The 26,319-nt window shown below is 52.3% G+C and carries 21 protein-coding genes and 1 pseudogene; 9 read left to right on the top strand and 13 right to left on the bottom strand.

What is annotated here, in order from left to right; all coding sequences use genetic code 11:
• Nucleotides 1-299: 299 nt before the first annotated feature.
• Both malS and avtA read left to right on the top strand, forming a co-directional pair.
• Nucleotides 300-2,330, top strand: a complete 2,031-nt coding sequence (malS, locus tag RYZ59_RS05005) for an alpha-amylase (protein ID WP_318045547.1) — start codon at nucleotides 300-302, stop codon at nucleotides 2,328-2,330.
• 176 nt (nucleotides 2,331-2,506) lie between these two features.
• Nucleotides 2,507-3,757 carry a valine--pyruvate transaminase gene (avtA, locus tag RYZ59_RS05000; protein WP_411961641.1) on the top strand — a complete coding sequence of 417 codons (1,251 nt, stop codon included), beginning with the start codon at nucleotides 2,507-2,509 and terminating at the stop codon, nucleotides 3,755-3,757.
• A 34-nt stretch (nucleotides 3,758-3,791) separates the two neighbouring features.
• Here avtA and RYZ59_RS04995 read toward each other — a convergent pair whose 3' ends face one another.
• Nucleotides 3,792-4,265: a 4Fe-4S dicluster domain-containing protein gene (locus RYZ59_RS04995; protein ID WP_044700411.1), complete on the bottom strand. Its 474-nt coding sequence runs from the start codon at nucleotides 4,263-4,265 to the stop codon at nucleotides 3,792-3,794.
• A gap of 98 nt (nucleotides 4,266-4,363) precedes the next feature.
• Entirely contained in the window at nucleotides 4,364-5,179 is an 816-nt protein-coding gene (locus RYZ59_RS04990; protein WP_318045552.1) for a helix-turn-helix domain-containing protein, read from the bottom strand.
• A 252-nt stretch (nucleotides 5,180-5,431) separates the two neighbouring features.
• Here RYZ59_RS04990 and RYZ59_RS04985 point away from each other — a divergent pair, with 252 nt between their 5' ends.
• Entirely contained in the window at nucleotides 5,432-6,832 is a 1,401-nt protein-coding gene (locus tag RYZ59_RS04985; RefSeq protein ID WP_318045554.1) for an MFS transporter, read from the top strand.
• Between the two features lie 10 nt (nucleotides 6,833-6,842).
• Nucleotides 6,843-8,798: pseudogene (locus RYZ59_RS04980) on the top strand (glycoside hydrolase family 127 protein).
• A gap of 92 nt (nucleotides 8,799-8,890) precedes the next feature.
• Here the strand turns inward: RYZ59_RS04980 and RYZ59_RS04975 are convergent.
• Nucleotides 8,891-9,631 carry a MipA/OmpV family protein gene (locus tag RYZ59_RS04975; RefSeq protein WP_318045556.1) on the bottom strand — a complete coding sequence of 247 codons (741 nt, stop codon included), beginning with the start codon at nucleotides 9,629-9,631 and terminating at the stop codon, nucleotides 8,891-8,893.
• Between the two features lie 121 nt (nucleotides 9,632-9,752).
• Between RYZ59_RS04975 and RYZ59_RS04970 the strand changes: the two genes are divergently transcribed.
• Nucleotides 9,753-10,703: a LysR family transcriptional regulator gene (locus RYZ59_RS04970; RefSeq protein ID WP_202037431.1), complete on the top strand. Its 951-nt coding sequence runs from the start codon at nucleotides 9,753-9,755 to the stop codon at nucleotides 10,701-10,703.
• Between the two features lie 15 nt (nucleotides 10,704-10,718).
• Here the strand turns inward: RYZ59_RS04970 and RYZ59_RS04965 are convergent, their stop codons facing one another.
• The 9 genes from RYZ59_RS04965 to RYZ59_RS04925 all read right to left on the bottom strand — a co-directional run bounded on the left by RYZ59_RS04965 (nucleotide 10,719) and on the right by RYZ59_RS04925 (nucleotide 20,948).
• A complete protein-coding gene (locus tag RYZ59_RS04965; RefSeq protein ID WP_137382073.1) occupies nucleotides 10,719-11,855 on the bottom strand; it encodes an HlyD family secretion protein in 1,137 nt (378 codons plus the stop codon).
• Nucleotides 11,856-11,860: 5 nt separating this feature from the next.
• Nucleotides 11,861-12,184 (bottom strand): DUF3302 domain-containing protein, encoded by a 324-nt coding sequence (locus tag RYZ59_RS04960; protein WP_103769449.1) that lies wholly within the window; start codon nucleotides 12,182-12,184, stop codon nucleotides 11,861-11,863.
• 253 nt (nucleotides 12,185-12,437) lie between these two features.
• Nucleotides 12,438-13,976 carry an aldehyde dehydrogenase AldB gene (aldB, locus tag RYZ59_RS04955; RefSeq protein ID WP_318045563.1) on the bottom strand — a complete coding sequence of 513 codons (1,539 nt, stop codon included), beginning with the start codon at nucleotides 13,974-13,976 and terminating at the stop codon, nucleotides 12,438-12,440.
• A 92-nt stretch (nucleotides 13,977-14,068) separates the two neighbouring features.
• Nucleotides 14,069-15,220 carry an L-threonine dehydrogenase gene (gene yiaY, locus RYZ59_RS04950; protein WP_318045565.1) on the bottom strand — a complete coding sequence of 384 codons (1,152 nt, stop codon included), beginning with the start codon at nucleotides 15,218-15,220 and terminating at the stop codon, nucleotides 14,069-14,071.
• A 185-nt stretch (nucleotides 15,221-15,405) separates the two neighbouring features.
• Entirely contained in the window at nucleotides 15,406-17,253 is a 1,848-nt protein-coding gene (gene selB / locus RYZ59_RS04945; RefSeq protein WP_318045567.1) for a selenocysteine-specific translation elongation factor, read from the bottom strand.
• Nucleotides 17,250-18,641, bottom strand: coding sequence for an L-seryl-tRNA(Sec) selenium transferase (gene selA, locus RYZ59_RS04940; protein ID WP_318045568.1), 1,392 nt, complete (start codon nucleotides 18,639-18,641; stop codon nucleotides 17,250-17,252). Before selA ends, selB begins: the two co-directional genes overlap by 4 nt.
• 98 nt (nucleotides 18,642-18,739) lie before the next feature.
• Nucleotides 18,740-19,348: a glutathione S-transferase gene (locus RYZ59_RS04935; RefSeq protein WP_318045570.1), complete on the bottom strand. Its 609-nt coding sequence runs from the start codon at nucleotides 19,346-19,348 to the stop codon at nucleotides 18,740-18,742.
• 98 nt (nucleotides 19,349-19,446) lie between these two features.
• Nucleotides 19,447-20,583 (bottom strand): HlyD family secretion protein, encoded by a 1,137-nt coding sequence (locus tag RYZ59_RS04930; RefSeq protein WP_137382079.1) that lies wholly within the window; start codon nucleotides 20,581-20,583, stop codon nucleotides 19,447-19,449.
• Between the two features lie 2 nt (nucleotides 20,584-20,585).
• The gene (locus RYZ59_RS04925) at nucleotides 20,586-20,948 is read right to left on the bottom strand and encodes a DUF3302 domain-containing protein (RefSeq protein WP_202037424.1); all 363 of its coding nucleotides are present in this window, start codon (nucleotides 20,946-20,948) and stop codon (nucleotides 20,586-20,588) included.
• 530 nt (nucleotides 20,949-21,478) lie between these two features.
• Between RYZ59_RS04925 and mtlA the strand changes: the two genes are divergently transcribed.
• The 3 genes from mtlA to mtlR all read left to right on the top strand — a co-directional run bounded on the left by mtlA (nucleotide 21,479) and on the right by mtlR (nucleotide 25,266).
• Nucleotides 21,479-23,392 (top strand): PTS mannitol transporter subunit IICBA, encoded by a 1,914-nt coding sequence (mtlA, locus tag RYZ59_RS04920; protein ID WP_137382081.1) that lies wholly within the window; start codon nucleotides 21,479-21,481, stop codon nucleotides 23,390-23,392.
• Nucleotides 23,393-23,530: 138 nt separating this feature from the next.
• On the top strand, nucleotides 23,531-24,679 hold the full coding sequence (gene mtlD / locus RYZ59_RS04915; RefSeq protein ID WP_318045573.1) for a mannitol-1-phosphate 5-dehydrogenase: 1,149 nt from the start codon (nucleotides 23,531-23,533) through the stop codon (nucleotides 24,677-24,679).
• The gene (gene mtlR, locus RYZ59_RS04910) at nucleotides 24,676-25,266 is read left to right on the top strand and encodes a mannitol operon repressor MtlR (protein WP_137382083.1); all 591 of its coding nucleotides are present in this window, start codon (nucleotides 24,676-24,678) and stop codon (nucleotides 25,264-25,266) included. Before mtlD ends, mtlR begins: the two co-directional genes overlap by 4 nt.
• A gap of 11 nt (nucleotides 25,267-25,277) precedes the next feature.
• Here mtlR and RYZ59_RS04905 read toward each other — a convergent pair whose 3' ends face one another.
• Nucleotides 25,278-25,484, bottom strand: coding sequence for a hypothetical protein (locus tag RYZ59_RS04905; protein WP_137382084.1), 207 nt, complete (start codon nucleotides 25,482-25,484; stop codon nucleotides 25,278-25,280).
• A gap of 292 nt (nucleotides 25,485-25,776) precedes the next feature.
• Here RYZ59_RS04905 and RYZ59_RS04900 point away from each other — a divergent pair, with 292 nt between their 5' ends.
• Nucleotides 25,777-26,139, top strand: a complete 363-nt coding sequence (locus RYZ59_RS04900; protein ID WP_202037421.1) for a YibL family ribosome-associated protein — start codon at nucleotides 25,777-25,779, stop codon at nucleotides 26,137-26,139.
• The last annotated feature ends 180 nt before the right edge of the window (nucleotides 26,140-26,319 follow it).

Below are 26,319 nucleotides of genomic sequence, written 5' to 3'. Positions count from 1 at the left end.
TTTAAACATTCCAACACCTTATATTTTTCACAAAAATGAGAGATGAATCTCAAATCATATCAAAAATAGCCGTCAAGAGCACCCAAAGGAATAGTCCAATTCTGAAACTATGTCACGTACAAACCGTTCCGGGTGCGGTTAATTCGAAGAAAATGTGGAGGTTATCGCAAAATTAGGTCGTTTTTTGCGCGTGATCGCTCACCCTCATCTCTCATCCGGGCAGAATCGACGCTAAGGATGAGTTTCCGCTCTAATTTCACTGGCAAACTGGCGTAAATCGCAGCATCAAGGACAGCATTATGAAACTTGCCGCCGTTGCGCTGGTATTACTGCCCGGCATTGCCATCGCCTCATCATGGACTTCTCAGGAATTCCCTACCTTCGACGCGGAAGGTACGGGTAAATTTGTCAGCCATGCAGCGTTGACGAAGGGTACTCGCCCTTTGACCCTGAATTTTGACCAACAGTGCTGGCAGCCTACAGATGCCATTAAACTCAATCAGATGCTGTCGCTAAAACCCTGTGAAGGCACACCGCCACAGTGGCGTTTATTTAAAGACGGTGATTACACATTGGAAGTCGATACCCGCTCCGGTACACCGACGCTAATGCTGTCAGTAAAAAACGTGGCTGATCCCGTCACCGCCCAGATCCGCCAGTGTCCAAAATGGGATGGCTCACCGCTGACGCTGGATGTGAGCCAGACCTTCCCGGAAGGCGCCGTGGTACGCGATTACTATAGCCAGCAAACGGCAACGGTCAAAAAAGGAACCATTACCCTGCAACCCGCCGCAACCAGTAACGGGCTGTTGCTGCTCGAACGGGCGGAAACTGATGCCCCCGCCGCTTTTGACTGGCATAACGCCACGGTGTATTTCGTCCTGACGGACCGCTTTGTGAATGGCGATTCGAGCAACGACCATAGCTACGGACGTCGCAGCGACGGCATGCAGGAAATCGGCACTTTCCACGGCGGCGATTTGCGCGGGCTCGCCAGTAAACTTGACTACCTGCAGCAACTGGGCGTTAACGCCTTGTGGATCAGCGCGCCGTTTGAACAAATCCACGGCTGGGTTGGCGGTGGTACTAAAGGCGATTTTCCCCACTATGCCTATCACGGTTACTACACCCAGGACTGGACCACGCTCGACGCCAATATGGGTAACGAGGCCGACCTGCGCGCGCTGGTTGACGGCGCCCATCAACGCGGCATCCGCATTCTGTTCGATATTGTCATGAACCATACCGGTTACGCCACGCTGGCTGATATGCAGGAGTACCAGTTTGGGGCGTTGTACTTGTCAGGTGAGGAACTGGAAAAAACGCTCGGTGAACGCTGGACGGACTGGAAACCCGTGTCCGGGCAGAGCTGGCACAGCTTTAATGATTACATCAACTTCAGTGATAAAGCCGCGTGGGAAAAATGGTGGGGGAAAAAGTGGCTCCGCACTGACATTGGCGACTACGACAATCCGGGTTTTGACGACCTGACCATGTCGCTGGCTTTCCTGCCCGATCTGAAAACGGAGTCCACTACGCCTTCGGGTTTGCCAAATTTTTATCAACACAAGCCGGATACCCATGCCAAAGCCATCCCTGGTTATACACCACGAGATTATCTGACTCACTGGCTCAGCCAGTGGGTGCGTGACTACGGCATTGACGGGTTTCGGGTCGATACCGCTAAACATGTCGAGCTTCCGGCCTGGCAACAGCTAAAAGCGCAGGCCAGCTCAGCGTTGGCCGAATGGAAGAAAGCTAATCCAGACAAAGCGCTGGATGATAACCCCTTCTGGATAACCGGTGAGGCCTGGGGACATGGCGTCATGCAAAGCGATTATTACCGCCACGGTTTCGATGCGATGATCAATTTTGACTATCAGGAGCAGGCGGCCAGGGCCGTCGATTGTCTGGCGAATATCGATCTCACCTGGCAGCAGATGGCCGATAAATTGCAGGATTTCAACGTGCTAAGCTACCTCTCATCACACGATACCCGGCTGTTCCGTGAAGGTGGAGACAAAGCCGCCGAGCTGTTATTGCTGACGCCTGGCGCGGTACAACTTTTTTACGGTGACGAGTCGGCACGACCTTTCGGCCCAACCGGCTCAGACCCGTTACAGGGCACACGCTCGCAGATGAACTGGCAGGACGTTAGCGGGAAATCTGCTGCCAGCGTCGCGCACTGGCAACGCATTAGCCAGTTCAGGGCCCGACATCCCGCAATCGGAGCAGGTAAACAAACCACGCTTTCACTAAAGCAGGGATACGGATTTATCCGCGAACACGGCGACGATAAAGTCATGGTCGTGTGGGCCGGTCAGCCCTGATCCCAACAGGCTTCTCGCTGTGCATACAGCGGGAAGCCCAACGCAAAATAAAAAACCAGCCAGGTAAACATCTGCAGCATAAAACATCAATCCAGCCCCACCCCCCTGATTTGCACCCTGCCATAGGTAGCGCTATGGTTAGCCACTTTACTACTCAGTTCGACAGATCCCCTGCTATGACATTCTCACTTATTGGCGACAAATTTACCCGCCATTCAGGCATCACCCGCCTGATGGAGGACCTCAACGACGGTTTACGCACCCCAGGCGCCATCATGCTCGGCGGTGGTAATCCGGCGCAAATTCCAGAGATGCAAAATTACTTCCAGTCTCTGCTGACAGATATGCTGGCAAACGGCAAAGCCACTGATGCGCTTTGCAATTATGACGGTCCGCAAGGAAAAACCGAGCTACTGTCTGAGCTGGCGAAACTGCTACGTGAGAAGCAGGGTTGGGATATCGAGCCACAAAATATTGCACTGACAAATGGCAGTCAGAGCGCGTTTTTCTACTTATTCAATCTGTTCGCCGGGCGCCGCGCTGACGGAACAACGCAAAAAGTGTTATTCCCGTTAGCCCCGGAATACATTGGCTATGCCGATTCCGGGCTGGAAGAAGATCTCTTCGTCTCTGCACGTCCGAACATTGAGCTGCTACCGGAAGGCCAGTTTAAGTATCACGTTGATTTTGAACACCTGCACATCGGTGAAGAGACGGGAATGATCTGCGTGTCGCGCCCCACTAACCCGACAGGCAACGTGATCACCGATGAAGAGCTGATGAAGCTGGATCGGCTGGCCAACCAGCATGGGATCCCGCTGGTGATTGATAACGCCTATGGCGTACCGTTCCCTGGCATCATCTTTAGCGAAGCACGCCCGCTGTGGAACCCCAACATTGTGCTGTGTATGAGCCTTTCCAAGCTGGGCCTGCCAGGTTCCCGCTGCGGCATCATTATCGCGAATGAAAAAATCATCACTGCGATTACCAATATGAACGGCATCATCAGCCTGGCACCTGGCGGAATGGGTCCGGCGATGATGTGCGAGATGATTAAACGTAACGATCTGCTGCGCCTGTCCGAAACGGTTATCAAGCCGTTTTACTATCAGCGCGTTCAGGAGACGATTGCGATTATTCGCCGCTACTTGTCAGAAGATCGCTGCCTGATTCATAAACCAGAAGGGGCTATTTTCCTGTGGTTATGGTTCAAAGATTTGCCTATCACTACCGAACTGTTGTATCAGCGTCTGAAAGCGCGCGGCGTGCTGATGGTTCCTGGTGACTACTTCTTCCCGGGGCTGGATAAGCCCTGGCCGCATACCCATCAGTGCATGCGGATGAACTACGTGCCAGAGCCGGAGAAAATCGAAGCTGGCGTGAAGATTCTGGCTGAAGAGATCGAACGCGCCTGGCTGGAAGGCTAACGCAAACCCGACCCAAGTGCGGGTCGGGCTTACTTCACAGCGGTTGTGAACGCAGACGCTGGCGCTGAATACTGACGGCATCAATACACTGCAACGCGCTGGTCGGGCAGGCTTCTACACACGCCGGTCCCGTCTCGCGATGCCAGCACAAATCGCATTTTATCGCCTGCACCCGCGACGAACGGGCTACGACATTCATTGCACCAAACGGGCAGGCCAGCATACAGCTTTTGCAGCCAATACAACGTGTCTGTTCAACGAAGATATGCCCATGTTCACGACGGATGGCGTGAGTTGGACAAACATTCGCGCAGGGAGCGTCTTCGCATTGATGACAAGCGACTGCCGTGGTAAAGGCGTCGTCTTTGATTACCCGGATCCGCGGTATAAACGCAGAAGAAGAGACCGACGCACAGTCCTGGTTTTGCTGATGCGCGACGACACAGGCAACTTCGCAGGTACGACACCCAATACATTTTGCCGCATCCGCCATAATAAACGCGTTCATTGCCCCCTCCTTCTGCGTGAAAACCACAGATTGCCAGAGAGACGGCCCCTGTCGCTTTGATCGGACAGGGGAAACGGTTAAATAGTGTCAGGCTTCGGTTACGCCGAATTAATATGCTCCTTACAATAGCGCCGTTTCCACGCCGCGGGCGTCAGGCTGGTGTGCTTACGAAAGATTTTGCGAAAATAACCCGCGTCATTAAATCCACATTTCATCGCCACTTCAGTTAACGACAATGAATCACTGATTAACAACTTTTCTGCCGCCCTTACTCGCTGACGGTGCAACGCTTCGGTTAGCGTCAGCCGGAAAGCACCACGGAAAACGCGCCCCAGATAGTCCGCATTACAATGCAGCTCTTTTGCCAGCGTGGAAGCCGAAATCGGCAGGTGAAACTGAGTATGTATAATTTGTTGGGCCTTCCATGCCAGCGCATTACCTGGGCTATCAGCGGGCTGTTCGCCGGCAGCCGCGGATATTTGCTGCAGAATCAACAACAAGAGCAGCTCCAACGCGATACTGCGATGTATATTTTCTTGCTCACGTAAGAACTGGCGAAACAGCGAAATAATATACTGCGGCTCACTCACCCGGGTATGCTGAGGAATTTTGAGTAGCGGTTCAGGTATGGCTGTACCGGTTTCTGCCGTTACCTCAAAGTGCAGCCAGTAAAACTTCAGGTCGGCTGGAAATTGCCCCACGCCGATATGTAAGCGTTGCGGCCATAACAGCAAACTTTCACCGGCATTCACGCGAAAAAGATCATTACCCTCGCGAATCGTTAATGTCCCTTTTTCAACAAAAATTATTTCCCAGGATTGCAATTGTCGTGCCGGATGACTACCGACACCACAGGAAATAAATAAGCCACCATTTTGGACTTTAATCGGAAGAGACATGGATAATTCGAGCATAACTATTCAAACCTCTGCTTTTTACATTATCTAACGTACTCTTTACCTTTGATTATTCACGATAAAATCATGTTCTGCCGGATCAAAATCACATTTTTATAATGACGTCGGAATTGTCATCTTTTTATACTTTTCTCTTCCCTTGTTGACCCAAACATTTCGTGCAAAATAAATAACGTACTTTGCAAATTACCACTAAAAAACCCGCAATGTAGCGGGATACTTTCTGAACATCATCTCCAGGAGTTATTTATGACTTCGGCTCCGATTACGACAAGCGATTTAGCGCAACGTGCGCAAGACGACAAATTATCCCTGCGTGAAAAGATAGGTTATGGATTAGGCGATGCGGGTGGAACGGTAATTACCTGCCTGATCATGAACTTTCTCACCTTTTTCTACACCGACGTGTTCGGTTTAACGCCCGCACTGGTCGGTACACTGTTTATTGCTTTGCGCGTATTTGATGCCATTTCCGACCCCATTATGGGCATACTCGCCGACCGCACACAAAGCCGCTGGGGGCGCTTTCGTCCGTGGCAACTGTGGGTCGCAGTTCCCATTGGTATCATTGGCGTACTGACATTTACCGTCCCGGACGCCAGTATGGGCGTAAAAATCGCCTGGGCGTTCGGCACCTATCTGCTGCTTTCCGTCGGCTACACCGCCATCAACGTACCGTACTGTGCGCTGATCAACACCATGACGACCCGCCATAGTGAGGTCATCAGCTGCCAGTCCTGGCGCTTTGTGCTGTGCGGTGTGGCAGGATTCCTTGTCTCCGTCGGTCTGCCGTGGATGGTCGATGCTCTCGGTCAGGGCAATGCCGCGCAGGGTTATCAGTTCGGCGTTGGCATACTGTGTGCTATCGCGGTGGTGATGTTCCTGTGCTGTTTCTTCTGGGTGCGCGAGCGCGTACCGCTGGCGATGATGGGGAAATTTACCCTGCGTGAGCATATCGGCGGGCTGCGTAAAAATGACCAGCTGTTGCTGATGCTGGTGATGTCATTCCTGCTGATCAACGTTTTCAATATTCGCGGCGGCGGGTACATGTACTTCATTACCTATGTGCTGGAGGGCAGCACCGCTTACACGTCGCTGTTTTTCACCATGGTCACCTTCGCGTCCATCATTGGCTCGGTGATTGTCAGTCCGCTAACCCGTCGCATCGATACCGTCAAACTCTATTACTACACCAACCTGGTACTGGCCGCGCTGGCGGTAATGATGTGGTTCCTGCCAACCGGCCCGGCTTATCAGACGCTGTGGCTAGCGGTGATCCTCGGTAACGGCATTATTCTGGGCTTCACGCTGCCGTTGCACTTCTCACTGATGGCTTTTGCCGACGATTACGGCGAGTGGAAAACCGGTGTGCGTTCATCCGGCATGAACTTCGCCTTCAACCTGTTTTTCATCAAACTGGCCTGGGCTTCCAGCGCGGGGATCATCAGCCTGTTGTTTATTTTTGTCGCTTACCAGCCAGGCGCTGGCAACCAAACTGCCAGTTCATTGCAAGGCATTACTGCCATGGAGACGCTGCTGCCTGCACTGTTCCACCTGCTGCTGGCACTCTCTATTCGCATCTGCAAACTCAATAATCCTATGATGTCGCGCATTGCCACCGATCTGCGTCAGCGTCATGTACAGCCTTAAGGAGCACGAAATGAACGTACTGGAAGTCGACCTGCATAAGCTCACGGTCAGCGATCCGTTCCTCGGACAATATCAGCAATTGGTGCGTGACGTAGTGATCCCCTACCAGTGGGATGCGCTCAATGACCGCATTGCAGAGGCGGAACCAAGTCATGCAATAGAGAACTTTCGCATCGCCGCAGGACTGCAGGATGGTGAATTTTACGGCATGGTTTTTCAGGATAGCGACGTCGCGAAATGGCTGGAGGCCGTCGCCTGGTCCCTGTGCCAGAAACCTGATGCGGAACTTGAGAAAACCGCAGATGAGGTCATTGAACTGGTGGCTGCGGCACAGTGTGAAGATGGCTATCTCAATACTTACTTTACGGTAAAAGCCCCGGATGAACGCTGGACCAACCTCGCCGAATGCCATGAGCTGTACTGCGCCGGTCATTTAGTTGAAGCGGGCGTCGCCTTCTTCCAGGCCACGGGAAAACGTCGCCTGTTAGACGTCGTTTGCCGCCTGGCAGATCATATCGACAGCGTGTTTGGGCCAGGTGAAAACCAGCTTCACGGCTACCCGGGACATCCGGAAATTGAACTGGCGTTAATGCGCTTATACGAAGTGACCCAGCAACCACGCTATATGGCGCTGGTAAATTACTTTGTGGAACAACGCGGCACGCAACCCCATTTCTATGACGAAGAGTACGAAAAGCGCGGCCAAACCTCTTACTGGCATACTTACGGCCCGGCGTGGATGGTGAAGGATAAACCCTACAGCCAGGCTCATTAGCCCATTTCAGAACAGCAAACGGCGATCGGTCATGCAGTACGTTTTGTTTATCTGATGACCGGCGTGGCGCATCTGGCACGCTTGAGTCAGGACGAAGGCAAACGTCAGGATTGCCTGCGTCTGTGGAAAAACATGGCCCAGCGTCAGTTGTACATTACCGGCGGGATCGGTTCACAAAGCAGCGGCGAGGCATTTAGCAGCGATTACGATCTGCCTAACGACTCCGTGTATGCGGAAAGCTGCGCCTCAATCGGTCTAATGATGTTCGCCCGCAGAATGCTGGAGATGGAGGCCGACAGCCAGTATGCCGATGTGATGGAGCGCGCATTGTACAACACCGTACTCGGTGGCATGGCGCTGGACGGCAAGCACTTCTTCTACGTCAACCCGCTGGAAGTGCATCCTAAATCGTTAAAATTCAATCATATTTATGATCATGTGAAACCCGTTCGTCAGCGCTGGTTTGGCTGCGCCTGTTGTCCACCGAATATTGCCCGCGTCTTAACTTCAATTGGCCATTACCTCTACACACCGCGTCAGGACGCGCTGTATATCAATATGTACGTGGGCAATAGCATGGAGGTTCCCGTTGAGAACGGGACGCTCAAACTGCGCATCGGCGGCGATTATCCATGGCATGAGCAAGTCAAAATCACCATCGACTCAGCCGAGCCGGTGTATCACACTCTGGCGTTACGCCTGCCAGACTGGTGCTCCGCGCCACAGGTCACGCTGAATGGCCTGCCGGTTGAACAGGATATTCGCAAAGGGTATTTGCACATCAGTCGCACCTGGCAGGAAGGCGATACGCTGAGTCTGACGCTGCCGATGACGGTGCGTCGGGTGTACGGGAACCCACTTGTTCGTCATGTTGCGGGTAAAGTTGCCGTTCAACGTGGACCGCTGGTGTATTGCCTGGAGCAAGCCGACAATGGTGAAGAGTTACATAACCTGTGGCTGCCGAAAGAGAGTGAATTCAGGGTATTTGAGGGTAAGGGGTTATTCAGCCATAAAATGCTGATTCAAGCTGAAGGCGTGAAACACAGCGCAAACGACGCGACGCAACAGTCCTTGTGGCACTACGATGTCTCACCAGCTTCTCGTCAGGCGCATACGCTGACGTTCATTCCGTGGTTTAGCTGGGCAAACCGTGGTGAAGGTGAAATGCGTATCTGGGTAAATGAGCGGTAAGTGAAAACATGCCGGATGGCGACGCTTCGCGTCTTATCCGGCCTACCACAGCGAAAAGATTGCCCTCCTCCCTGAGGACAAACGGGTGAGAATCAGAAGCGCCAGCTCACCCCTGACAGGAAAGTGAAGCTGTCGTCGCGATCGACCATCGGGCTATTCTTAATATCATCCGGTAGCACGCTATAGTTGGCGCTGGCGAGCAGCGTCAGGTTGCTGGTCAACGCGTATTTAGCGGACAGGCCAACATACGGTGTCCAGCTGTCCCCTGGGGAGTAGCTTGATAACCCGCTGCGGCGGGATTCATTACCAGAGATGCCGTAATAATATTCGTTAAAGTTTTCGTCATAGTAGAGCACGCCAATCGCAGGCGTCAGCGTCAGCTTGCCCATTGGCATTTGACGGAACAGCGACAACTCCCCGACCCAACCATTGCTGTTGTCCAGAACATCTGCCGCCGCGGAGACTTTCACGCTGCCCCATTTCTCATGGTGATACCACGCGGCGCCCGCCATGGCGGTCGCATCGCGCTTATCCAGCTTTTTCATCGCATGATCGTCGTTATCACCTGGATCAAACTCAAGCGGCATGTATGAGGCAGTAATGCTAAATTCATTACTTTCGTTTTTTGAAAGAATATAACCTAACGTTGTTTGCCTAAAATAAAATGATTCACTTTCATAACTGACAAGCGGTACTGCGTGAACATTATCATTATATCCACGATAAGGAGATTCATTATATACAGCGCCACCGCCAATAGAAAATTCTGCGGCTGTCGCACTCGCCATAAAAGAAAAGGCGAACAGCGCCACAATATTGCGTTTAATTAACATGCCAACATTCCATTTTAAAATAAGCTACAAAGCGTGTGCATAATAATGCTTACAATTTCATCGGTGCAACATCCATATTTATATAGTAATATATATAAAATTATATATATCAGGCTTGGCGATGAATAAATTACAACTCAAACACCGGGAACTGAAGATTATTTCGGTCATTGCTGCCAGTGAAAACATCAGTCACGCAGCCACAGTTCTCGGCATTGCACAGGCCAACGTCAGCAAATATCTTGCTGATTTTGAATCAAAAGTGGGGCTAAAGGTGTTTGACCGCACCACCCGGCAGCTGACCCTCACGCCGTTTGGTACTGCGCTGCTCCCTTACATCAATGACATGTTAGACCGAAACGATCAGTTGAATAATTTCATTGCTGATTATAAGCATGAAAAACGTGGCAAAGTAACGGTATATGCGCCAACGGGGATTATTGCTTACCTGTCGCAACATGTTATTGCCAAAATTATGGATATCGGCGATATCAGTCTGGTGTTGAAAACCTATAATCTGGATCGCAAGGCATTTTACGAAGGCGTCGACTTTCCTGACGACTGTGATATTTTACTGTCCTATGCTCATCCGAAAGATGAATCACTGGTTGCCAGTTTTATTACTAAATATGCGGTGATTGCTTTTGCCAGCCAGGAGTATCTCAATAAACATCCTATTAGCGGTCCTGAGGAATTAGAACATCACTCCTGTATTTTGATTGACTCCATGATGATTGATGATGCCAATATTTGGCGGTTCAATTCAGCGGAAGACAAAAAGATGCGTGACTATCGCGTCACGGGTAATTACGTCTGTGACAATACCCAGTCCGCGCTGGCGCTGGCACGTAACCATTTGGGTATTGTTTTTGCACCGAATGAGAGTGTGCAACGAGATTGTCGCTCCGAGATGCTGGTTCCGTGTTTCTCTGAACAACATGAATGGTGGCTGGATTTGGTGGCGATTTTCCGCAAGCGTGAATACCAGCCCTGGCGGGTGCAGTATATTCTCGACGCAATGTTAACCGAGATACGTCTGCAGCTTACTCAGGCGCTACGACAGCCTGAGTAGGCAAATAACCTGCGTTTAGTGGTCGAGATACAGGTAGTGCACCCAGCTGGTCATCCTCAGCAAGACCTTGCGCATGACCGACACATGTTCGAAGTGGTCAGAGTAAACGGCGACCTGGGCGTAAATCCCATCAGGTAACGCGCTCACATCCGCATTTTCATTCAATTCGATTGTGGCAATCACCCCTTCTGAACCAGGCGTAGAATTCAACGATTGCAGCGCCCCATTCGACTGATACGTCCCTCCCGGAACGGCCGGGCTGATAGCTGCCAGTTTTCCGCTAAACACTTTACCCGGCAGTGCATTAAACACCACTTCGGCTTCATCGCCGGGTTCCAGTCGCAGCAGCGAATTTTGGCGGAACTGGGCGATAATTTGCCGTTTTTGATCCGGAATAAACACCATTACCGGGCGCATCGGCAGCGCAGCGGCATAGGTTCCGGGGCGCATCAGCACCTGCGTAACGTAACCATCGCTGGGCGCACGAACCACGGTCTGATCCAGGTTAAACTCCGCTTCGGCCAACTGTGCTTTCAGGCTGGCAATTTGCGAATGCTCACCCTGCACCAGGCTGTCTAACTGACTCTGGATTTGCTGTTGTTCTGCAACGGAGGATTTCACCGCGGCTTCCTGCGCCAGATAGTTTTGTCGCGCCGCATCAATATCACGTTCAGAGAAAGGATTCACCTTCGCCTGACTCCCCTGCGCATAGCGTTGGTAATCTTTCGCCAGCTTGTCACGTGTGGCTTTTGCCCGCTGCGTGTTGGCTTGCATTTCATCCAGCTGCGCAGCAAGAGCCTGCTCTTTATGCTGGGCCGTGACAATGTCGGCTTTCAGGCGGTCAACCCGCGCCTGATAACGTCCCGGATTCAGTTTAAACAGAACTTCGCCTTTTTTGATCAGCGTGTTCTTCTTATCCGTGACTTCCGTTACCACTCCCGTCACTTGCGGCACGACGGGAATAGAAATTACCGCCTTTTGTGCTTTAAATGTATACGGGTGGTTATAATTCATCAGTAATATAAGACCGCACACAATAAATATACCGCCCAATGCGGCGGTGGGTACTGTCCATTTATTTACAGGGATTTTAAAAATTTTAAATATTGACCATGCGCACGCGACATAGGTTAGAACAATCAGTAAATCCATCGATATTACTCCGCCGGAGAGGTCTTCGCCTCACCCAGTTTCTTTTCCAGATCGGCAACCCTTGCCTGAAGCTGGATCAGGGAAGAATCCGCGCTCTGCATGCCCCACCCGCGTTCCGGACGATAAAGCGTTGCCCAGATCCATAAAAAGGGCCAAATAACATGTAAGGTAAACAAACTAACCCAGCCCGCGACGTGTATTGCGTCAGCATGTGGATGGTTACGTTTCTTTGCAATTAGATAGGGAATATCATGCAGAATAATAATCCCATAAAAAATGACCAGGAATACAAAAATAAGCACTCCTAATGCAAAATAATCAAGGAACATATTTGCCTCAGGGATTTAAATTAAATAATCGGCTGCTGTTTGATTTAAACAATAGCGTTGATAATAGTAGTGGAATGACCAGATTGGATGCAATGGTGTTATTTATATAACGATATATGGGTTTCTATATATACCCGTCGTCTTTCGAGCTGCTTCTTTGTTGGCTGCGTTAATTCACCCCAGTCAGTTACCTGAGTAAGCGCTTGGGGATGCCCGGTACGCTAAACGCGCCCGGGCAGTAAGTGACGGGATATTAGAACAGTCCTAGCGGTTTATCCGAGTAGCTCACCAACAGGCATTTGGTTTGCTGATAATGCTCGAGCATCATTTTGTGCGTCTCGCGCCCGATGCCCGACTGCTTATAGCCGCCGAACGCGGCGTGGGCCGGGTAAGCGTGGTAACAGTTAGTCCAGACACGGCCTGCCTGAATACCGCGTCCCATCTTGTATGCCAGATTACCGTTGCGACTCCAGACGCCGGCGCCTAGCCCATATTGCGTGTCATTGGCGATTTCCAGCGCCTCATCCATGGTTTTAAAGGTAGTGACCGCCAGTACCGGGCCAAAGATCTCCTCCTGGAAAACACGCATGTTGTTCTTACCGAACAGAATGGTCGGTTCGAGGTAGTAGCCTTCTTTTAGCTCACCCTCCAGCTGCTTGCGCCGCCCACCGGTCAGCACATCCGCCCCTTCTTTCTTACCAATATCGATGTAATTCAGAATGGTTTCCAGTTGACCATGGGAAACCTGCGCCCCCATTTGTGTGATGCTGTCCAGCGGGTTGCCGCTGCGGATACTCTCTACGCGACGGATCGCTCTTTCCATGAAACGTTCGTAAATGGACTCCTGTACCAGTGCGCGGCTTGGGCAGGTACATACCTCACCCTGGTTAAATGCAAATAACGCGAAGCCTTCCAGCGCCTTGTCAAAGAACGCATCTTCTTCATCCATCACATCAGCGAAGAAGATATTTGGCGACTTGCCGCCCAGCTCCAGCGTGACGGGAATAATATTCTGTGTGGCGTACTGCATGATCTGCTGCCCGACTTCCGTCGAACCGGTAAACGCCACTTTCGCAATGCGTTTTGACGTCGCCAGATACTCCCCAATTTCCCCACCCGCTCCGTTCACCACGTTCACCACGCCAGGCGGTAGCAGGTCACCGACCACTTCCATCAGCAGCAGCACAGAAAGTGGTGTCAGACGCGCAGGTTTGAGCACTACGCAGTTCCCCGCCGCCAGCGCAGGCGCCATCTTCCAGCTCGCCATCAGCAGTGGGAAGTTCCACGGAATAATTTGTCCTACCACGCCAAGAGGTTCGTGGAAGTGATACGCCACAGTGTCGCTATCAACTTCACTGATTCCCCCTTCCTGTGCGCGGATACAGGAGGCGAAGTAGCGGAAATGGTCAATGGCCAGCGGCACGTCAGCAGCGCTGGTTTCGCGAATAGGTTTGCCGTTATCCCAGGTTTCTGCGGTGGCCAACAGCTCCAGATTTTGCTCCATACGGTCGGCAATTTTGAACAGAATCGCCGCCCTGTCCTGCACCGAGGTATGCGCCCACTGCTCTTTAACTTTATGCGCAGCATCCAGTGCCAGGTCGATATCCTTTTTGCCGGAAGAGGCCACTTCGCACAGTAATTGCCCGGTGACTGGCGTCAGGTTCTGGTAATACTCACCGTCCACCGGTGCAACCCAGTCGCCGCCGATAAAGTTATCGTATCGGGCCTTTAACTTCAGAGGGTAACCATACTCGCCGGGATAGATACGCGTTGAAGGGGGGTTATTGGTCATGACCGTCTCCTTGCTGTAGGGGTATTACAAAGGTAGACGGGACTGGCGAATTATTCGCCAGCCTTTTACTGCTTTACGACAGATATCACGAATTACATTGCCGCGCGGTAGATCGCCATGATTTCCTCATGAGTCGCCTGGATCGGGTTAGTAAAACCACAGGCATCTTTCAGGGCGTTGGTCGCCAGAACAGCAAAGTCTTCTTCCTTAACCTTCAGCTCACGCAAACCTGCCGGAATATTCACTTTCTCGGCCAGTTCACGGATTGCCGCGATACAGGCTTCGGCGCCTTGCGCTTCGTTCAATCCAGCCACGTCGACGCCCATTGCCGCAGCACAATCGCGCAGACGCGCTGCGGCCACCTTACTATTGAACACCTGAACGTGCGGCAGCAGTACCGCGTTGCAGACACCGTGTGGCAGGTCGTAGAAACCACCCAACTGATGCGCCATCGCGTGAACGTAACCAAGAGAAGCGTTGTTGAATGCCATACCCGCGAGGAACTGCGCATAAGCCATCGCTTCACGCGCCTGAGCATTGGCGCCATCCTCCACGGCGATCGTCAGGTTCTCGGCAATCATCGTCACGGCTTTAAGCGCACATGCATCGGTGATCGGCGTTGCCGCAATGGAGACATACGCTTCAATCGCGTGAGTCAGCGCATCCATACCGGTTGCTGCAGTCAGGGACTTCGGCATACCGACCATCAGCGAAGAATCATTGACGGACAGCAGCGGCGTAACGTGCTTATCTACAATCGCCATTTTGATGTGGCGTACTTCGTCGGTAATGATGCAAAAACGGGTCATTTCAGATGCCGTTCCCGCCGTCGTGTTAATGGCGATCATCGGCAACTGCGGTTTTGCAGAACGGTCAACGCCTTCGTAATCACTAATATCGCCGCCGTTAGCCGCCACCAGCGCAATCCCCTTCGCACAATCGTGTGGGGAACCGCCGCCGAGGGAAATGACGCTATCACAGGCATTTTCTTTCAGCATTTGCAGGCCTGCGGCAACGTTGCTGGTTGTCGGATTAGGATGCGTACCATCATAAATTATGCTGAAAATATCACGTTCCTGCAGCGCTTTTTGAATTTCACTCGCCATACCTAATTTCGCCAGCATGGCATCCGTGACAATTAACGTACGGCGAAATCCATATTCCGCCATTGTATTCATTGCATCTTTTAATGAACCAGCGCCAATTACATTCACGGAAGGAATAAAAAATGTTGAAGCAGCCATTGTACGATCCTTAATTACTCAAAAGAGGCAGGGAGCATACGAGTGATAATCCCAACAAAATATGATCGTGGTTGTTATTTTAATAACATCAGAAATTAAAAAGCACATTAGGTTCATAATCTAATGTGCTTATTTTAATCAATATTTATTTTGTATTAATTCATTCTATTCCTGAATTAATTGTTTCATTCCTTTTCAGGAAACAGTAATGCATCGCGTAATAAATGATCATTTCCCCGACGACGAGTAAAGCCGATACGGTCAAAATATTCCAGAATCTGGATAGCCAGTTTACGTCCGACATTGAGCCTGTCGCGGAAATCGGCAGCGCAGGTCGACCCTCTCTCCTGATCCAGTTCGCGGATCAGATTGGCAAAGGCCACAATCCGATCGTTACGGTAATAACGATCTTTGACGATCGCCGTAATAATGCCCTGCTGCGCCGCCTGCCGTAGCGCCTGACGCATCGCCTGCTCGTCCGTAGCCGTGGTTTTCGCCAGATCGCGCACCCACCACGGCTCATCGCCAAAAAGCGGTTCTACTTTTTGCCAGATAGCCTGCTGCTCATCGCTGAAACCGGCCTTATGATCCGGCAAATGCAGCCAGCCATGATGGCTATGAATAGCGCCGCTATCGCGCATCTTTTCAATCAGCAGCAGGACCAGCGCTTCATCTTCCATTGGCAGGGCCATACGACGCAGGCGTTCACGTCCAGGTCCTGGCTCATCACGATGTTGCTCATGGTAGGTCGCCAGCGTATCCAGAATCTTACGTTGCCAGCGTGCAGCAACGGACGCATTCAACAGGCTATACCCGGCGCGAATAAATCCATGTTGCTCAATCAACGGACGCATGCCGTCGCCATTGAGCTGGCGTGCCCACGCGAAATCGGGAATGTTCACCGCACCGCGCGTCAGATGCAATGCCAGCGCTTCGCCGTCATTCTGCGCACTTTCCAGCGCCGACAGCCACTGTAAATACTCCGGCTTACGCTTCCCACGGCGCGGCGGATTCAGCGTCACGACACGTGCGCCTGCCAGCGTCGTACGGGCAGAAATATCTCGCAGCACCAGCCTGTCGTTATCAGCCAACCACAGCGGTGTATCAAACACCAGTTCCGCCAACGTCCCTTCGAGCAGAGAGATACGTCCGGTCACATGGCTGGCTGCGTGGTGGATATGCAGCGGCTGCCACTGCATCAGCGGAGCCGAGTGTTCTAAAGAGACAATGACGCGTGAGAAGGCCTCCGGCGGCGCATCAGCCAGCAGCCAGTCACCACGGTTAATCTCTTCTTTTTGCGCATCACCGGCAATGTTCAGCGCAATTCGCTGTCCGGCGTAAGCGTGTTCGGTCGGCTGATTTTGCGCATGCAGACTACGTACGCGCATCGGTGTGTTAACCCCGGTCAGCCACAACGCGTCCCCGACGTTCACTTCTCCGCTGAGCGCTGTTCCCGTTACGACCAGACCTGCGCCTTTTACCGTGAAAGCGCGGTCAATTGCCAGGCGGAAGGTGTGATCGCGGGCCAGCTCACGCGGCGTCAACTGCAGCAAGTGATCACGCAGCGCTTCGATACCACGGCCTTCACTGGCGGCAGTCACGAACAGTATCGCATCGGCAAAACCATAGTTACCCAGCGTGGTTTGCACCTCGGCACGTACTTCGTCAATGCGTGCGTCATCGACGCGATCGGCTTTTGTGAGCGCCACGGTAAGCTGTGGGTTGCCCGTCAGTTGCAGGATTTGCAAGTGTTCACGCGTTTGCGCCATCACGCCATCATCACAGGCCACCACCAGCAGCGCGTGGTCGATACCACCGACACCCGCCAGCATGTTGGACAGAAACTTTTCGTGTCCAGGGACATCGATAAATCCCAGTACCCGCCCATCCGGCTGCGGCCAGTAGGCATAGCCGAGGTCGATAGTCATGCCACGCTTTTTTTCTTCCGGCAGTCGGTCGGCATTCACGCCGGTAATCGCCTGTAATAACGTTGTTTTTCCGTGGTCAACGTGTCCGGCGGTTGCAATAATCATTTCAGCATCATCTCCATAAACCGGGTCTCGTCTTCAAGGCAGCGCAGATCCAGCCACAAGCGACCATCATAAATTCGCCCAATGACCGGCACGGGCAGCTGACGCCAGCGGGCGGCCAGCGCTTCGAGGCGGCTTCCACGCCCGTCATGCGGGGTAAAGGTTAGTGCCGCGCTCGGCAGCCTATCTACCGGTAATGAGCCGCTGCCAATCTGCGACAGGCAAGGCATGACATTCAACGCAAACTCGGCACCATAATGTTCTGCCAGTTGTGCCTGTAATCGTAGCGCCTGCTCGTGGATCGCCTCTTTCGTGCGGGTGAGCTGGCGTAGCGTTGGCAATTTCTCCGCCAGCGCTTCTGGGTGCAGATAGAGCCGCAGCGTTGCTTCCAGCGCTGCCAGCGTCATTTTATCAGCCCGTAACGCTCGTTTCAGTGGGTGCCGTTGTAAGCGGGCGATCATCTCTTTTTTGCCCACAATAATGCCAGCCTGCGGCCCGCCCAACAGCTTGTCACCAGAGAAACTCACCAGGCTCACACCTGCGGCAATGAGCTGCTGCGGCATCGGTTCCTGCGGCAAACCATACTGACTGAGATCGACCAACGAGCCGCTACCCAGATCCGCCACTACCGGCACATCCAGCTCCTGACCAATGGCGGCCAGCTCAGCTTCATCCACCGACTTCGTAAAGCCTTCGATGCTGTAATTACTGGTATGCACTTTCATCAGCAAACCAGTGTTTTCATTCACCGCCTGACGGTAATCTTTCGCATGGGTGCGGTTGGTGGTGCCCACTTCGCGCAGCATACATCCGGCCTGACACATGACGTCCGGAATACGAAACGCGCCGCCAATTTCCACCAGTTCGCCGCGAGACACAACCACCTCTTTGCCCGCCGCGGTGGCCGCCAGCATCAGCAGAACCGCAGCGGCATTATTATTGACGATACAGGCGTCTTCCGCCCCCGTAAGACGACAGAGTAAATCCGCCAGCGCCCGGTCACGATGTCCACGCCCGGCGTCAGTCAGGCTGTATTCCAGCGTCACCGGCGTACGCATCGCCTGCACCACCGCCTCGATCGCTTCTTCGGCCTGCGACGCACGACCAAGGTTGGTGTGCAGCACAGTCCCCGTCAGATTAATCACCGGGCGCAGTGCACTTTGCGATTCTCGTTCCAGCCGGGAGCTGGCTTCTTGCGCCCAGTCTTCCCCCCATGCTGGAAGCGCCTGCGTATCGCGAATCGCCTCTCTGGCTTCATCGAGCATATGACGCAGCAGGTCCACCACGCGGGTATGACCGTGGGACTCACGTAAGACCTGGAAGGCGCTATCGCGCAGTAAACGATCGATAGCAGGAAGCTGGCTGTAGAGTGAACGCATGTCGGTTGTCATGAAAGGGCCTGGCTGTTGGTGGCCCTCTCCACCGTGGAGAGGGATATCGATATGCAGAGGATTGTACCGTGACTTTACTCAGGCGGACATAATACGCATCAAGCCTTTGGCGGTTCCGTGCGGGCGAAGCTTTCTCGTTGAAAGAGTGTTTCCACCAGTTTGACCAGACGTGGTCGGTCAACACACCAGCCAGGTGCAACCCGACGAAAATTGAGATAGCCCACGGCACAGGCAATCGCAATCGTTGCCAGATTAACCGTATCCGTTTTCAGCGTACCGTCCACCAGATAACCTTCCAGAACATCCAGGCCGCGGGTAATTTTCTCACGCTGGCGTAGCAATTCAGTTTCTGACTGCTGCGCAGCGGGGCGCGCCTGCTCACGTACCGACACCAACCCCGCATCCATAATACCGTCCGCCAGTGCTTCCAGTTGCCGTACTTTCAGCGCCGCCAGCGGCTCACGCGGGAGCATAGCGGGTGCAATATCCAACAGCTCTATATATTCAGCAATGATCGGGGAATCAAACCAGTACTCTCCCTCATCGGTGACCAGCGCGGGCACTTTGCCTAACGGGTTATATCGCGCCACGCCGTTTTCCGCGTTATAGGGGAGTTCATTAACGAATTCGAAGGTGATGCCCTTTTCCAGCAACAGAATAGAAATTTTACGCACAAAAGGGCTGGTATAGCTGCCAATGAGTTTCATGCCGTGTCCTTTTTGCCAACAAAAAAGCGATGTCCAACGACTATCTGGACACCGCTTAGTATGGCTCAGGCCACGACAAATGGCAGGTGATGCTGGTCTCAATGATCTAAATAAAGATAATGCATCCAGCTGGTCATACGCAGCAGCACTTTACGCATCACCGAAACGTGGGCGAAATGGTCGGAATAGACCGCCACCTGTGCGTAGATCCCATCAGGTAAAGCATCTACATCAGCATTCGGTTCCAGTTCAATCGTTGCCAGTACACCATCCGTTCCCGGAACAACGGTTAAGGACTGCAATGCCCCCTGCGCCTGATAAGACCCTCCCGGCACAACCGGCAGGATGCTGGTCAGCTTACCGGTGAATACCTGACCCGGCAGCGCGTTAAACACCACTTCAGCCTCATCACCCGGCTCCAGGCGGAGCAGAGAGTTCTGGCGGAACTGCGCCACAATTTGCCGTTTCTGTTCAGGTATAAATACCATTACGGGTCGCAGCGGAAGAGCGGCTGCATAGGTCCCCGGTCGGATGAGTAACTGCGTCACGTAACCGTTGCTGGGCGCCCGCACCACGGTCTGATCCAGATTGTATTTCGCCTCTGTCAGTTGCGCGCGTAGGCTAACAACCTGTGATTGCTCACCGTTGACCATGCTGTCTAACTGGCTTTGAATTTGTGATTGTTCAGCGACCGACGCTTTGACCAGCGCATCCTGTGCCAGGTAGTTCTGGCGTGCATTATCGATATCGCTTTCAGAGAATGGATTGACTCGCGCCTGGCTGCCTTTCAGGTAGCGCTGATAATCTTTGTACAGACGGTCACGTTCGGCTGAAACACGCGTGGTATTGGCCTGCGCCTCTGACAATTGCGCTTTTAAGGTCTCAATATTATGCGTGGCCGTCACCAGATCGGCCTGTAGCCTGTCGACCCGCGCCTGATAACGCACCGGATCGAGCTTAAAAAGCACTTCGCCTTTTTTAATCAGTTGGTTATTTTTATCGGTTACCTCGCTCACAATACCCGTGACCTGCGGGGTAATAGGAATTGAAATAACAGCTTTTTGCGCGGTAAACGTATAAGGGTGGTTATAGTTCATTAATAAGATGAGTCCCGCCACAATAAACACCCCGCCTAATGCGGCAGTCGCCAGTGTCCATTGGTTTACCGGAATACGGAATATCTTGAAGATGGCCCAGGCAAACGCCACGTAGGTCAGAACAATCAACAAATCCATGATTAAATCTCCGGGAAAGTGGAGTCATCAGTTTTTTTCTCCCCAGCCAGCCTTTTTTCTAACTGGGTAATGCGCGCGGCCAGCGCGGCAATTTCAGGGTCTTGTTCCCTTCCGGTCGGCGCGACATGCGACTGCATCCCCCAGCCCTTTTCAGGCTGGTAGAGCGTGGCCCAGATCCACAGAAACGGCCAGATAACATGCAGCGTAAACAGGCTTACCCACCCAGCGGTATGAATGGCTTCCGCATGCGGGTGGTTACGCTTTTTAGCCATGTTGTAGGGAATGTCATGAATGGCAATGATTCCGTAAAACAGAACCAGAAAAACGAAGATCAGCACGCCTAATGCGAAATAATTTAGAAACATACCTGCCTCGAATTCACGCTAATTAGAGTTTTTTTGTGCCGGCAGCCGTATGCATCCTGGCTGATATTTTGAACATAACCGGAGATCGGGGTTTTCGCCATACCACAAAATAAATATTTTTTCTGGTGAGAAATTGCTCTCTTGTGCGAAAAAAAATGCCAGGGTAGAAGCTGCTGAAGATCACATCCTGGGAATCCCCAGTGAAAATACTTTGCGATCTACTTCACAAAAATCCAACAAACATTGAATTGCAAAACGTGAACTAATTCACATTTAATCGCCATTTTTAGCAAATCCCTGGCTGTCGATGTTTTTTTGTACCGGTATTTTGTGATGAAAATCACATTAACTAACGCCACACACCCTATATTTACGTGACGCAAGTCACACAAAAGGGCGTCGACTGGACAGTTGAACGATTCAGTGCCAGATTTCGCAGTATCTACAGGGTCCGGCTACCTCCTGCCGCTACATTAACAAACCTCGGGCTTTCAGCCTGCGCGATAGCAAACATAAGAAGGGGTGTTTTTATGTCATCCGATATTAAGATCAAGGTGCAAAGCTTTGGTCGATTCCTCAGCAACATGGTGATGCCAAATATCGGCGCGTTTATCGCGTGGGGTATTATCACCGCATTATTCATTCCGACAGGGTGGTTGCCGAACGAAACGCTGGCGAAGCTGGTCGGCCCGATGATCACCTATCTGCTGCCGCTGCTGATCGGTTATACCGGTGGTAAGCTGGTAGGCGGCGAACGCGGCGGCGTAGTGGGTGCGATTACCACCATGGGCGTGATCGTCGGTGCTGATATGCCGATGTTCCTCGGTGCGATGATTGCAGGCCCGCTGGGCGGTTGGGCAATCAAACATTTCGACGGCTGGGTAGACGGTAAGATCAAATCCGGTTTTGAGATGCTGGTGAATAACTTCTCCGCTGGCATCATCGGTATGATCCTCGCCATTCTGGCCTTCCTCGGCATTGGCCCATTGGTTGAAGCCCTGTCCAAAATTCTGGCGGCCGGCGTTAACTTCATGGTTGTCCATGACATGCTGCCGCTGGCGTCTATCTTCGTTGAACCGGCGAAAATCCTGTTCCTCAACAACGCCATCAACCATGGTATTTTCTCACCGCTGGGCATTCAGCAGTCGCATGAGATGGGTAAATCCATCTTCTTCCTGATTGAAGCAAACCCAGGCCCGGGTATGGGTGTTCTGCTGGCGTACATGTTCTTCGGTCGCGGTAGCGCTAAACAGTCTGCAGGCGGTGCGGCTATCATCCACTTCCTGGGGGGTATTCACGAAATTTACTTCCCGTATGTGCTGATGAACCCACGTCTGATCCTGGCCGTTATCCTCGGCGGTATGACTGGCGTATTTACCCTGACTATCCTGAACGGTGGTCTGGTGTCTCCGGCTTCTCCGGGTTCTATCCTGGCCGTGCTGGCAATGACGCCGAAAGGGGCTTACTTTGCTAACATCGCGGCAATCTGTGCGGCAATGGCGGTCTCTTTTGTGGTCTCGGCGATTCTGCTGAAAACCAGCAAAGTGAAAGAAGAAGATGATATTGATGCGGCAACCCGTCGTATGCAGGACATGAAAGCAGAATCTAAAGGCGCTTCTCCGCTGTCTGCTGGCGATGTCACCAACGACCTGAGCCACGTGCGTAAAATCATCGTCGCCTGTGATGCTGGTATGGGTTCCAGTGCCATGGGTGCAGGCGTACTGCGTAAGAAAGTACAGGATGCTGGTCTGTCGCAGATCTCCGTTACCAACAGCGCAATTAACAATCTGCCGCCGGATGTGGATCTGGTCATTACTCACCGTGATCTGACCGAACGTGCGATGCGCCAGGTTCCACAGGCTCAGCACATTTCGCTGACCAACTTCCTCGACAGCGGCCTTTACACCAGCCTGACTGAGCGTCTGGTCGCGGCGCAACGCCACAACGTCAACGAAGAAAAAGTACGCGATCACCTGAAAGACAGCTTTGATGAAGGTGATAACAACCTGTTCAAACTGGGTGCGGAGAATATCTTCCTTGGCCGTAAAGCCACCAACAAAGAAGAAGCCATTCTGTTTGCCGGTGAGCAACTGGTGAAAGGCGGCTACGTTGAGCCGGAATACGTCCAGGCAATGCTGGACCGCGAAAAACTGACCTCTACCTACCTGGGTGAGTCCATTGCGGTACCGCACGGCACCATCGAAGCGAAAGATCGCGTGCTGAAAACCGGCATCGTGTTCTGCCAGTACCCGGAAGGTGTGCGCTTCGGTGAAGAAGAAGATGATATTGCCCGCCTGGTCATTGGTATCGCTGCGCGTAACAATGAGCATATCCAGGTGATCACCAGCCTGACCAACGCTCTGGATGATGAATCTGTCATCGAACGCCTGGCGCATACCACCAGCGTGGATGAAGTCCTGGCGCTGCTGGCAGGTCATAAGTAAGCGTTATTGCCCGGTGGCGCTCACGCTTACCGGGCCTACAAAATCCTCTCCCACCGGGAGAGGGTTAGGTTGAGGGGAAATCTATGCAGTCCCTCACCCCAGCCCTCTTGGGTAAAAACATTAATGAAGGTTAATACTATGAAAGCATTACATTTTGGCGCAGGTAATATCGGTCGTGGCTTTATCGGCAAATTGCTGGCGGACGCGGGGATACAGCTGACGTTCGCGGATGTAAACCAGGTCGTGCTCGATGCCCTGAATGCCCGTCATAGCTATCAGGTTCATGTTGTCGGTGAAAATGAGCAGATTGATACCGTTTCCGGCGTTAACGCCGTCAGCAGCATCGGCGATGATGTCGTCGACCTGATTGCCCACGTTGATTTAATCACCACGGCTGTGGGTCCGGTTGTACTTGAGCGTATCGCACCGGCCATCGCCAAAGGGCTGGTCAAACGCAAAGCTCAGGGCATCACCACTCCGCTGAATATCATCGCCTGTGAAAACATGGTGCGTGGAACCACACAGTTGAAAGGCCACGTAATGAACGCGCTGGCAGATGAAGACAAAGCCTGGGTTGAAGAACATGTTGGATTTGTCGATTCCGCCGTGGATCGCATCGTGCCGCCATCGGCTTCTGCGACCCACGATCCGCTGGAAGTCACCGTCGAAACCTTCAGTGAGTGGATTGTCGACAAAACGCAGTTCAAAGGCGTGCTGCCGAACATCCCGGGAATGGAATTAACTGATAACCTGATGGCATTTGTCGAACGTAAACTCTTCACGCTGAACACCGGGCATGCTATAACCGCGTACCTCGGAAAATTGACCGGCCATCAGACCATCCGTGACGCGATTCTCGACGAGAAAATCCGCGCAGTGGTAAAAGGTGCAATGGAAGAGAGCGGCGCGGTACTGATCAAACGCTATGGCTTTGATGCAGCAAAACATGCGGCATACATTCAGAAAATCCTCGGTCGTTTTGAAAACCCGTACCTGAAAGATGACGTTGAGCGCGTTGGCCGTCAGCCGCTGCGTAAACTGAGCGCAGGCGACCGTCTGATTAAACCCCTGCTGGGCACGCTGGAATATGGTCTGCCGCACGTTAATCTGGTGCAGGGTATTGCTGCAGCGATGCATTACCGCAGTGCAGAAGACCCGCAGGCGCAGGAACTGGCTGCACTGATTGACGAAAAAGGCCCACAGGCCGCGCTGGCGCAAGTGTCCGGACTGGATGCCAACAATGATGTGGTGGCGGAGGCGGTTAACGCATATAACGCAACCAAATGATACAGAATACGGCGCAGGCCATCCTGCGCCGACATGACAGATTGTCAGATATGCAGGCAATAATGGAACAAACACAGGCCTTTGAAAATCGTGTGCTTGAGCGTCTGAATGCTGGCAAAACCGTACGCAGCTTCCTCATCACCGCCGTAGAATTACTCACCGAGGCGGTGAATATCCTGGTGCTTCAGGTATTTCGCAAAGACGACTATGCGGTGAAATATGCCGTAGAACCGTTACTCGACGGCGATGGCCCGCTGGGCGATCTTTCAGTGCGTCTGAAGCTCATCTACGGCCTGGGCGTACTCAGTCGTCCGGAGTATGAAGATGCGGAACTGTTGATGGCACTGCGTGAAGAGTTAAACCACGACGGCAATGAATATGCGTTCACCGATGACGAAATTCTTGGGCCATTTGGGGAGCTGCACTGCGTGACGGCGCTCCCGCCACCCCCGCAGTTTGATACCTCAGACTCGGGTCTGCACGCCATGCAAATCCAGCGCTACCAGCAAATGGTGCGCTCCACGATGGTGCTTTCCCTGACCGAGCTGATTTCTAAAATCAGCTTAAAAAAAGCCTTTCAAAAATAAAGCGGTGCGCTTTACTTCTCTTCCTGCTGTGGCCGGTACAGCTGTCGATAGTACGCCAGGCGTTGCAGATACAGCTCGGCATTCTCTTGCGGCACTTCAGAAGGGACAACGTTGCGCGGCGGCGTTTTATTCAAATACTCGCGGAAAGCCTGGCTTGAAGCCATAAAATCGATAGTTTTATCAATAAGAATAGAAACGTTCTCACCTATTTTCGCCATGATGACCAATCCTCCATGTATTCTCCGCGTACGGCCTACGCGGTCGATGATTTAAGTTTAGGATCGGTTGAGCAATTACATTGAGGAAAACGTGCTTCACTATGAACCTGCAAATAAAAAGCACCATCGCCGATCTTATCGCTTAAAATTCCATATTAATCAAAACACTAGCATTATCATTAGCGGAGTAATACTTGCGGTATTTGATTATTTATCTTCGATTAGTTGTGAATAATCCCGCTCTGCGCGCATACTATAGGATATTCATCCTATTTTTATCAGAAGCTATCCTATGAAAGAAGTCGAAAAAAACGAAATTAAACGCCTGAGCGATCGTCTGGACGCCATCCGCCACCAGCAGGCTGACCTCTCGCTGGTTGAAGCCGCCGACAAATATGCCGAGCTGGAGCAAGAGAAAGAAACGCTGGAAACCGAGATTGCGCGTCTGCGTGAAGTGCATGGTCAGAAGCTGAGCAAAGAAGCGCAAAAGCTCTCTAAGCTCCCCTTCCGCCGCGCCATCACCAAAAAAGAACAAGCAGACATGGGTAAGCTGAAGAAAAGCGTACGCGGCCTGGTAGTCGTACACCCGATGACCGAACTGGGTCGTGAAATGGGCCTGAAAGAGATGACCGGCTTTTCAAAGACTGAGTTTTGATTACCCTCCGGGCAACGTCCGTTTGCCCGGCCTCCTGCTTCCCCGTCAATTGGCCCTACCAATTATCACCAGATCCGAATACCCCCTCACATTTCGTTAAAATTAGCCTACAATACCGTTGCCAATAAATAACATCTGGTTAACCATTCGTTGTCATTATCCCTACACAACAATATTGGC

It is taken from the genome of Citrobacter sp. HN-141 (genome assembly GCF_033341895.1).
In the GTDB taxonomy this organism is placed as follows: domain Bacteria; phylum Pseudomonadota; class Gammaproteobacteria; order Enterobacterales; family Enterobacteriaceae; genus Citrobacter.
Note: the sequence above shows the minus strand (reverse complement) of the source record. Positions and strands in the feature narration are given on the sequence as shown.

Coding starts and splice junctions, on each gene's coding strand:
- RYZ59_RS04930 (WP_137382079.1), bottom strand. CDS start 20,583: ATGGATTTGTTGATTGTTCTGACCTACGTGGCGTTTGCCTGGGCCATC.
- RYZ59_RS04995 (WP_044700411.1), bottom strand. CDS start 4,265: ATGAACGCGTTTATTATGGCGGATGCGGCAAAATGTATTGGGTGTCGT.
- RYZ59_RS04925 (WP_202037424.1), bottom strand. CDS start 20,948: ATGTTTCTAAATTATTTCGCATTAGGCGTGCTGATCTTCGTTTTTCTG.
- yiaY (WP_318045565.1), bottom strand. CDS start 15,220: ATGGCTGCTTCAACATTTTTTATTCCTTCCGTGAATGTAATTGGCGCT.
- mtlD (WP_318045573.1), top strand. CDS start 23,531: ATGAAAGCATTACATTTTGGCGCAGGTAATATCGGTCGTGGCTTTATC.
- RYZ59_RS04970 (WP_202037431.1), top strand. CDS start 9,753: ATGAATAAATTACAACTCAAACACCGGGAACTGAAGATTATTTCGGTC.
- aldB (WP_318045563.1), bottom strand. CDS start 13,976: ATGACCAATAACCCCCCTTCAACGCGTATCTATCCCGGCGAGTATGGT.
- RYZ59_RS04975 (WP_318045556.1), bottom strand. CDS start 9,631: ATGTTAATTAAACGCAATATTGTGGCGCTGTTCGCCTTTTCTTTTATG.
- mtlA (WP_137382081.1), top strand. CDS start 21,479: ATGTCATCCGATATTAAGATCAAGGTGCAAAGCTTTGGTCGATTCCTC.
- mtlR (WP_137382083.1), top strand. CDS start 24,676: ATGATACAGAATACGGCGCAGGCCATCCTGCGCCGACATGACAGATTG.
- RYZ59_RS04960 (WP_103769449.1), bottom strand. CDS start 12,184: ATGTTCCTTGATTATTTTGCATTAGGAGTGCTTATTTTTGTATTCCTG.
- RYZ59_RS04965 (WP_137382073.1), bottom strand. CDS start 11,855: ATGGATTTACTGATTGTTCTAACCTATGTCGCGTGCGCATGGTCAATA.
- malS (WP_318045547.1), top strand. CDS start 300: ATGAAACTTGCCGCCGTTGCGCTGGTATTACTGCCCGGCATTGCCATC.
- RYZ59_RS04900 (WP_202037421.1), top strand. CDS start 25,777: ATGAAAGAAGTCGAAAAAAACGAAATTAAACGCCTGAGCGATCGTCTG.
- RYZ59_RS04990 (WP_318045552.1), bottom strand. CDS start 5,179: ATGCTCGAATTATCCATGTCTCTTCCGATTAAAGTCCAAAATGGTGGC.
- selB (WP_318045567.1), bottom strand. CDS start 17,253: ATGATTATTGCAACCGCCGGACACGTTGACCACGGAAAAACAACGTTA.
- avtA (WP_411961641.1), top strand. CDS start 2,507: ATGACATTCTCACTTATTGGCGACAAATTTACCCGCCATTCAGGCATC.
- RYZ59_RS04905 (WP_137382084.1), bottom strand. CDS start 25,484: ATGGCGAAAATAGGTGAGAACGTTTCTATTCTTATTGATAAAACTATC.
- RYZ59_RS04985 (WP_318045554.1), top strand. CDS start 5,432: ATGACTTCGGCTCCGATTACGACAAGCGATTTAGCGCAACGTGCGCAA.
- RYZ59_RS04935 (WP_318045570.1), bottom strand. CDS start 19,348: ATGAAACTCATTGGCAGCTATACCAGCCCTTTTGTGCGTAAAATTTCT.
- selA (WP_318045568.1), bottom strand. CDS start 18,641: ATGACAACCGACATGCGTTCACTCTACAGCCAGCTTCCTGCTATCGAT.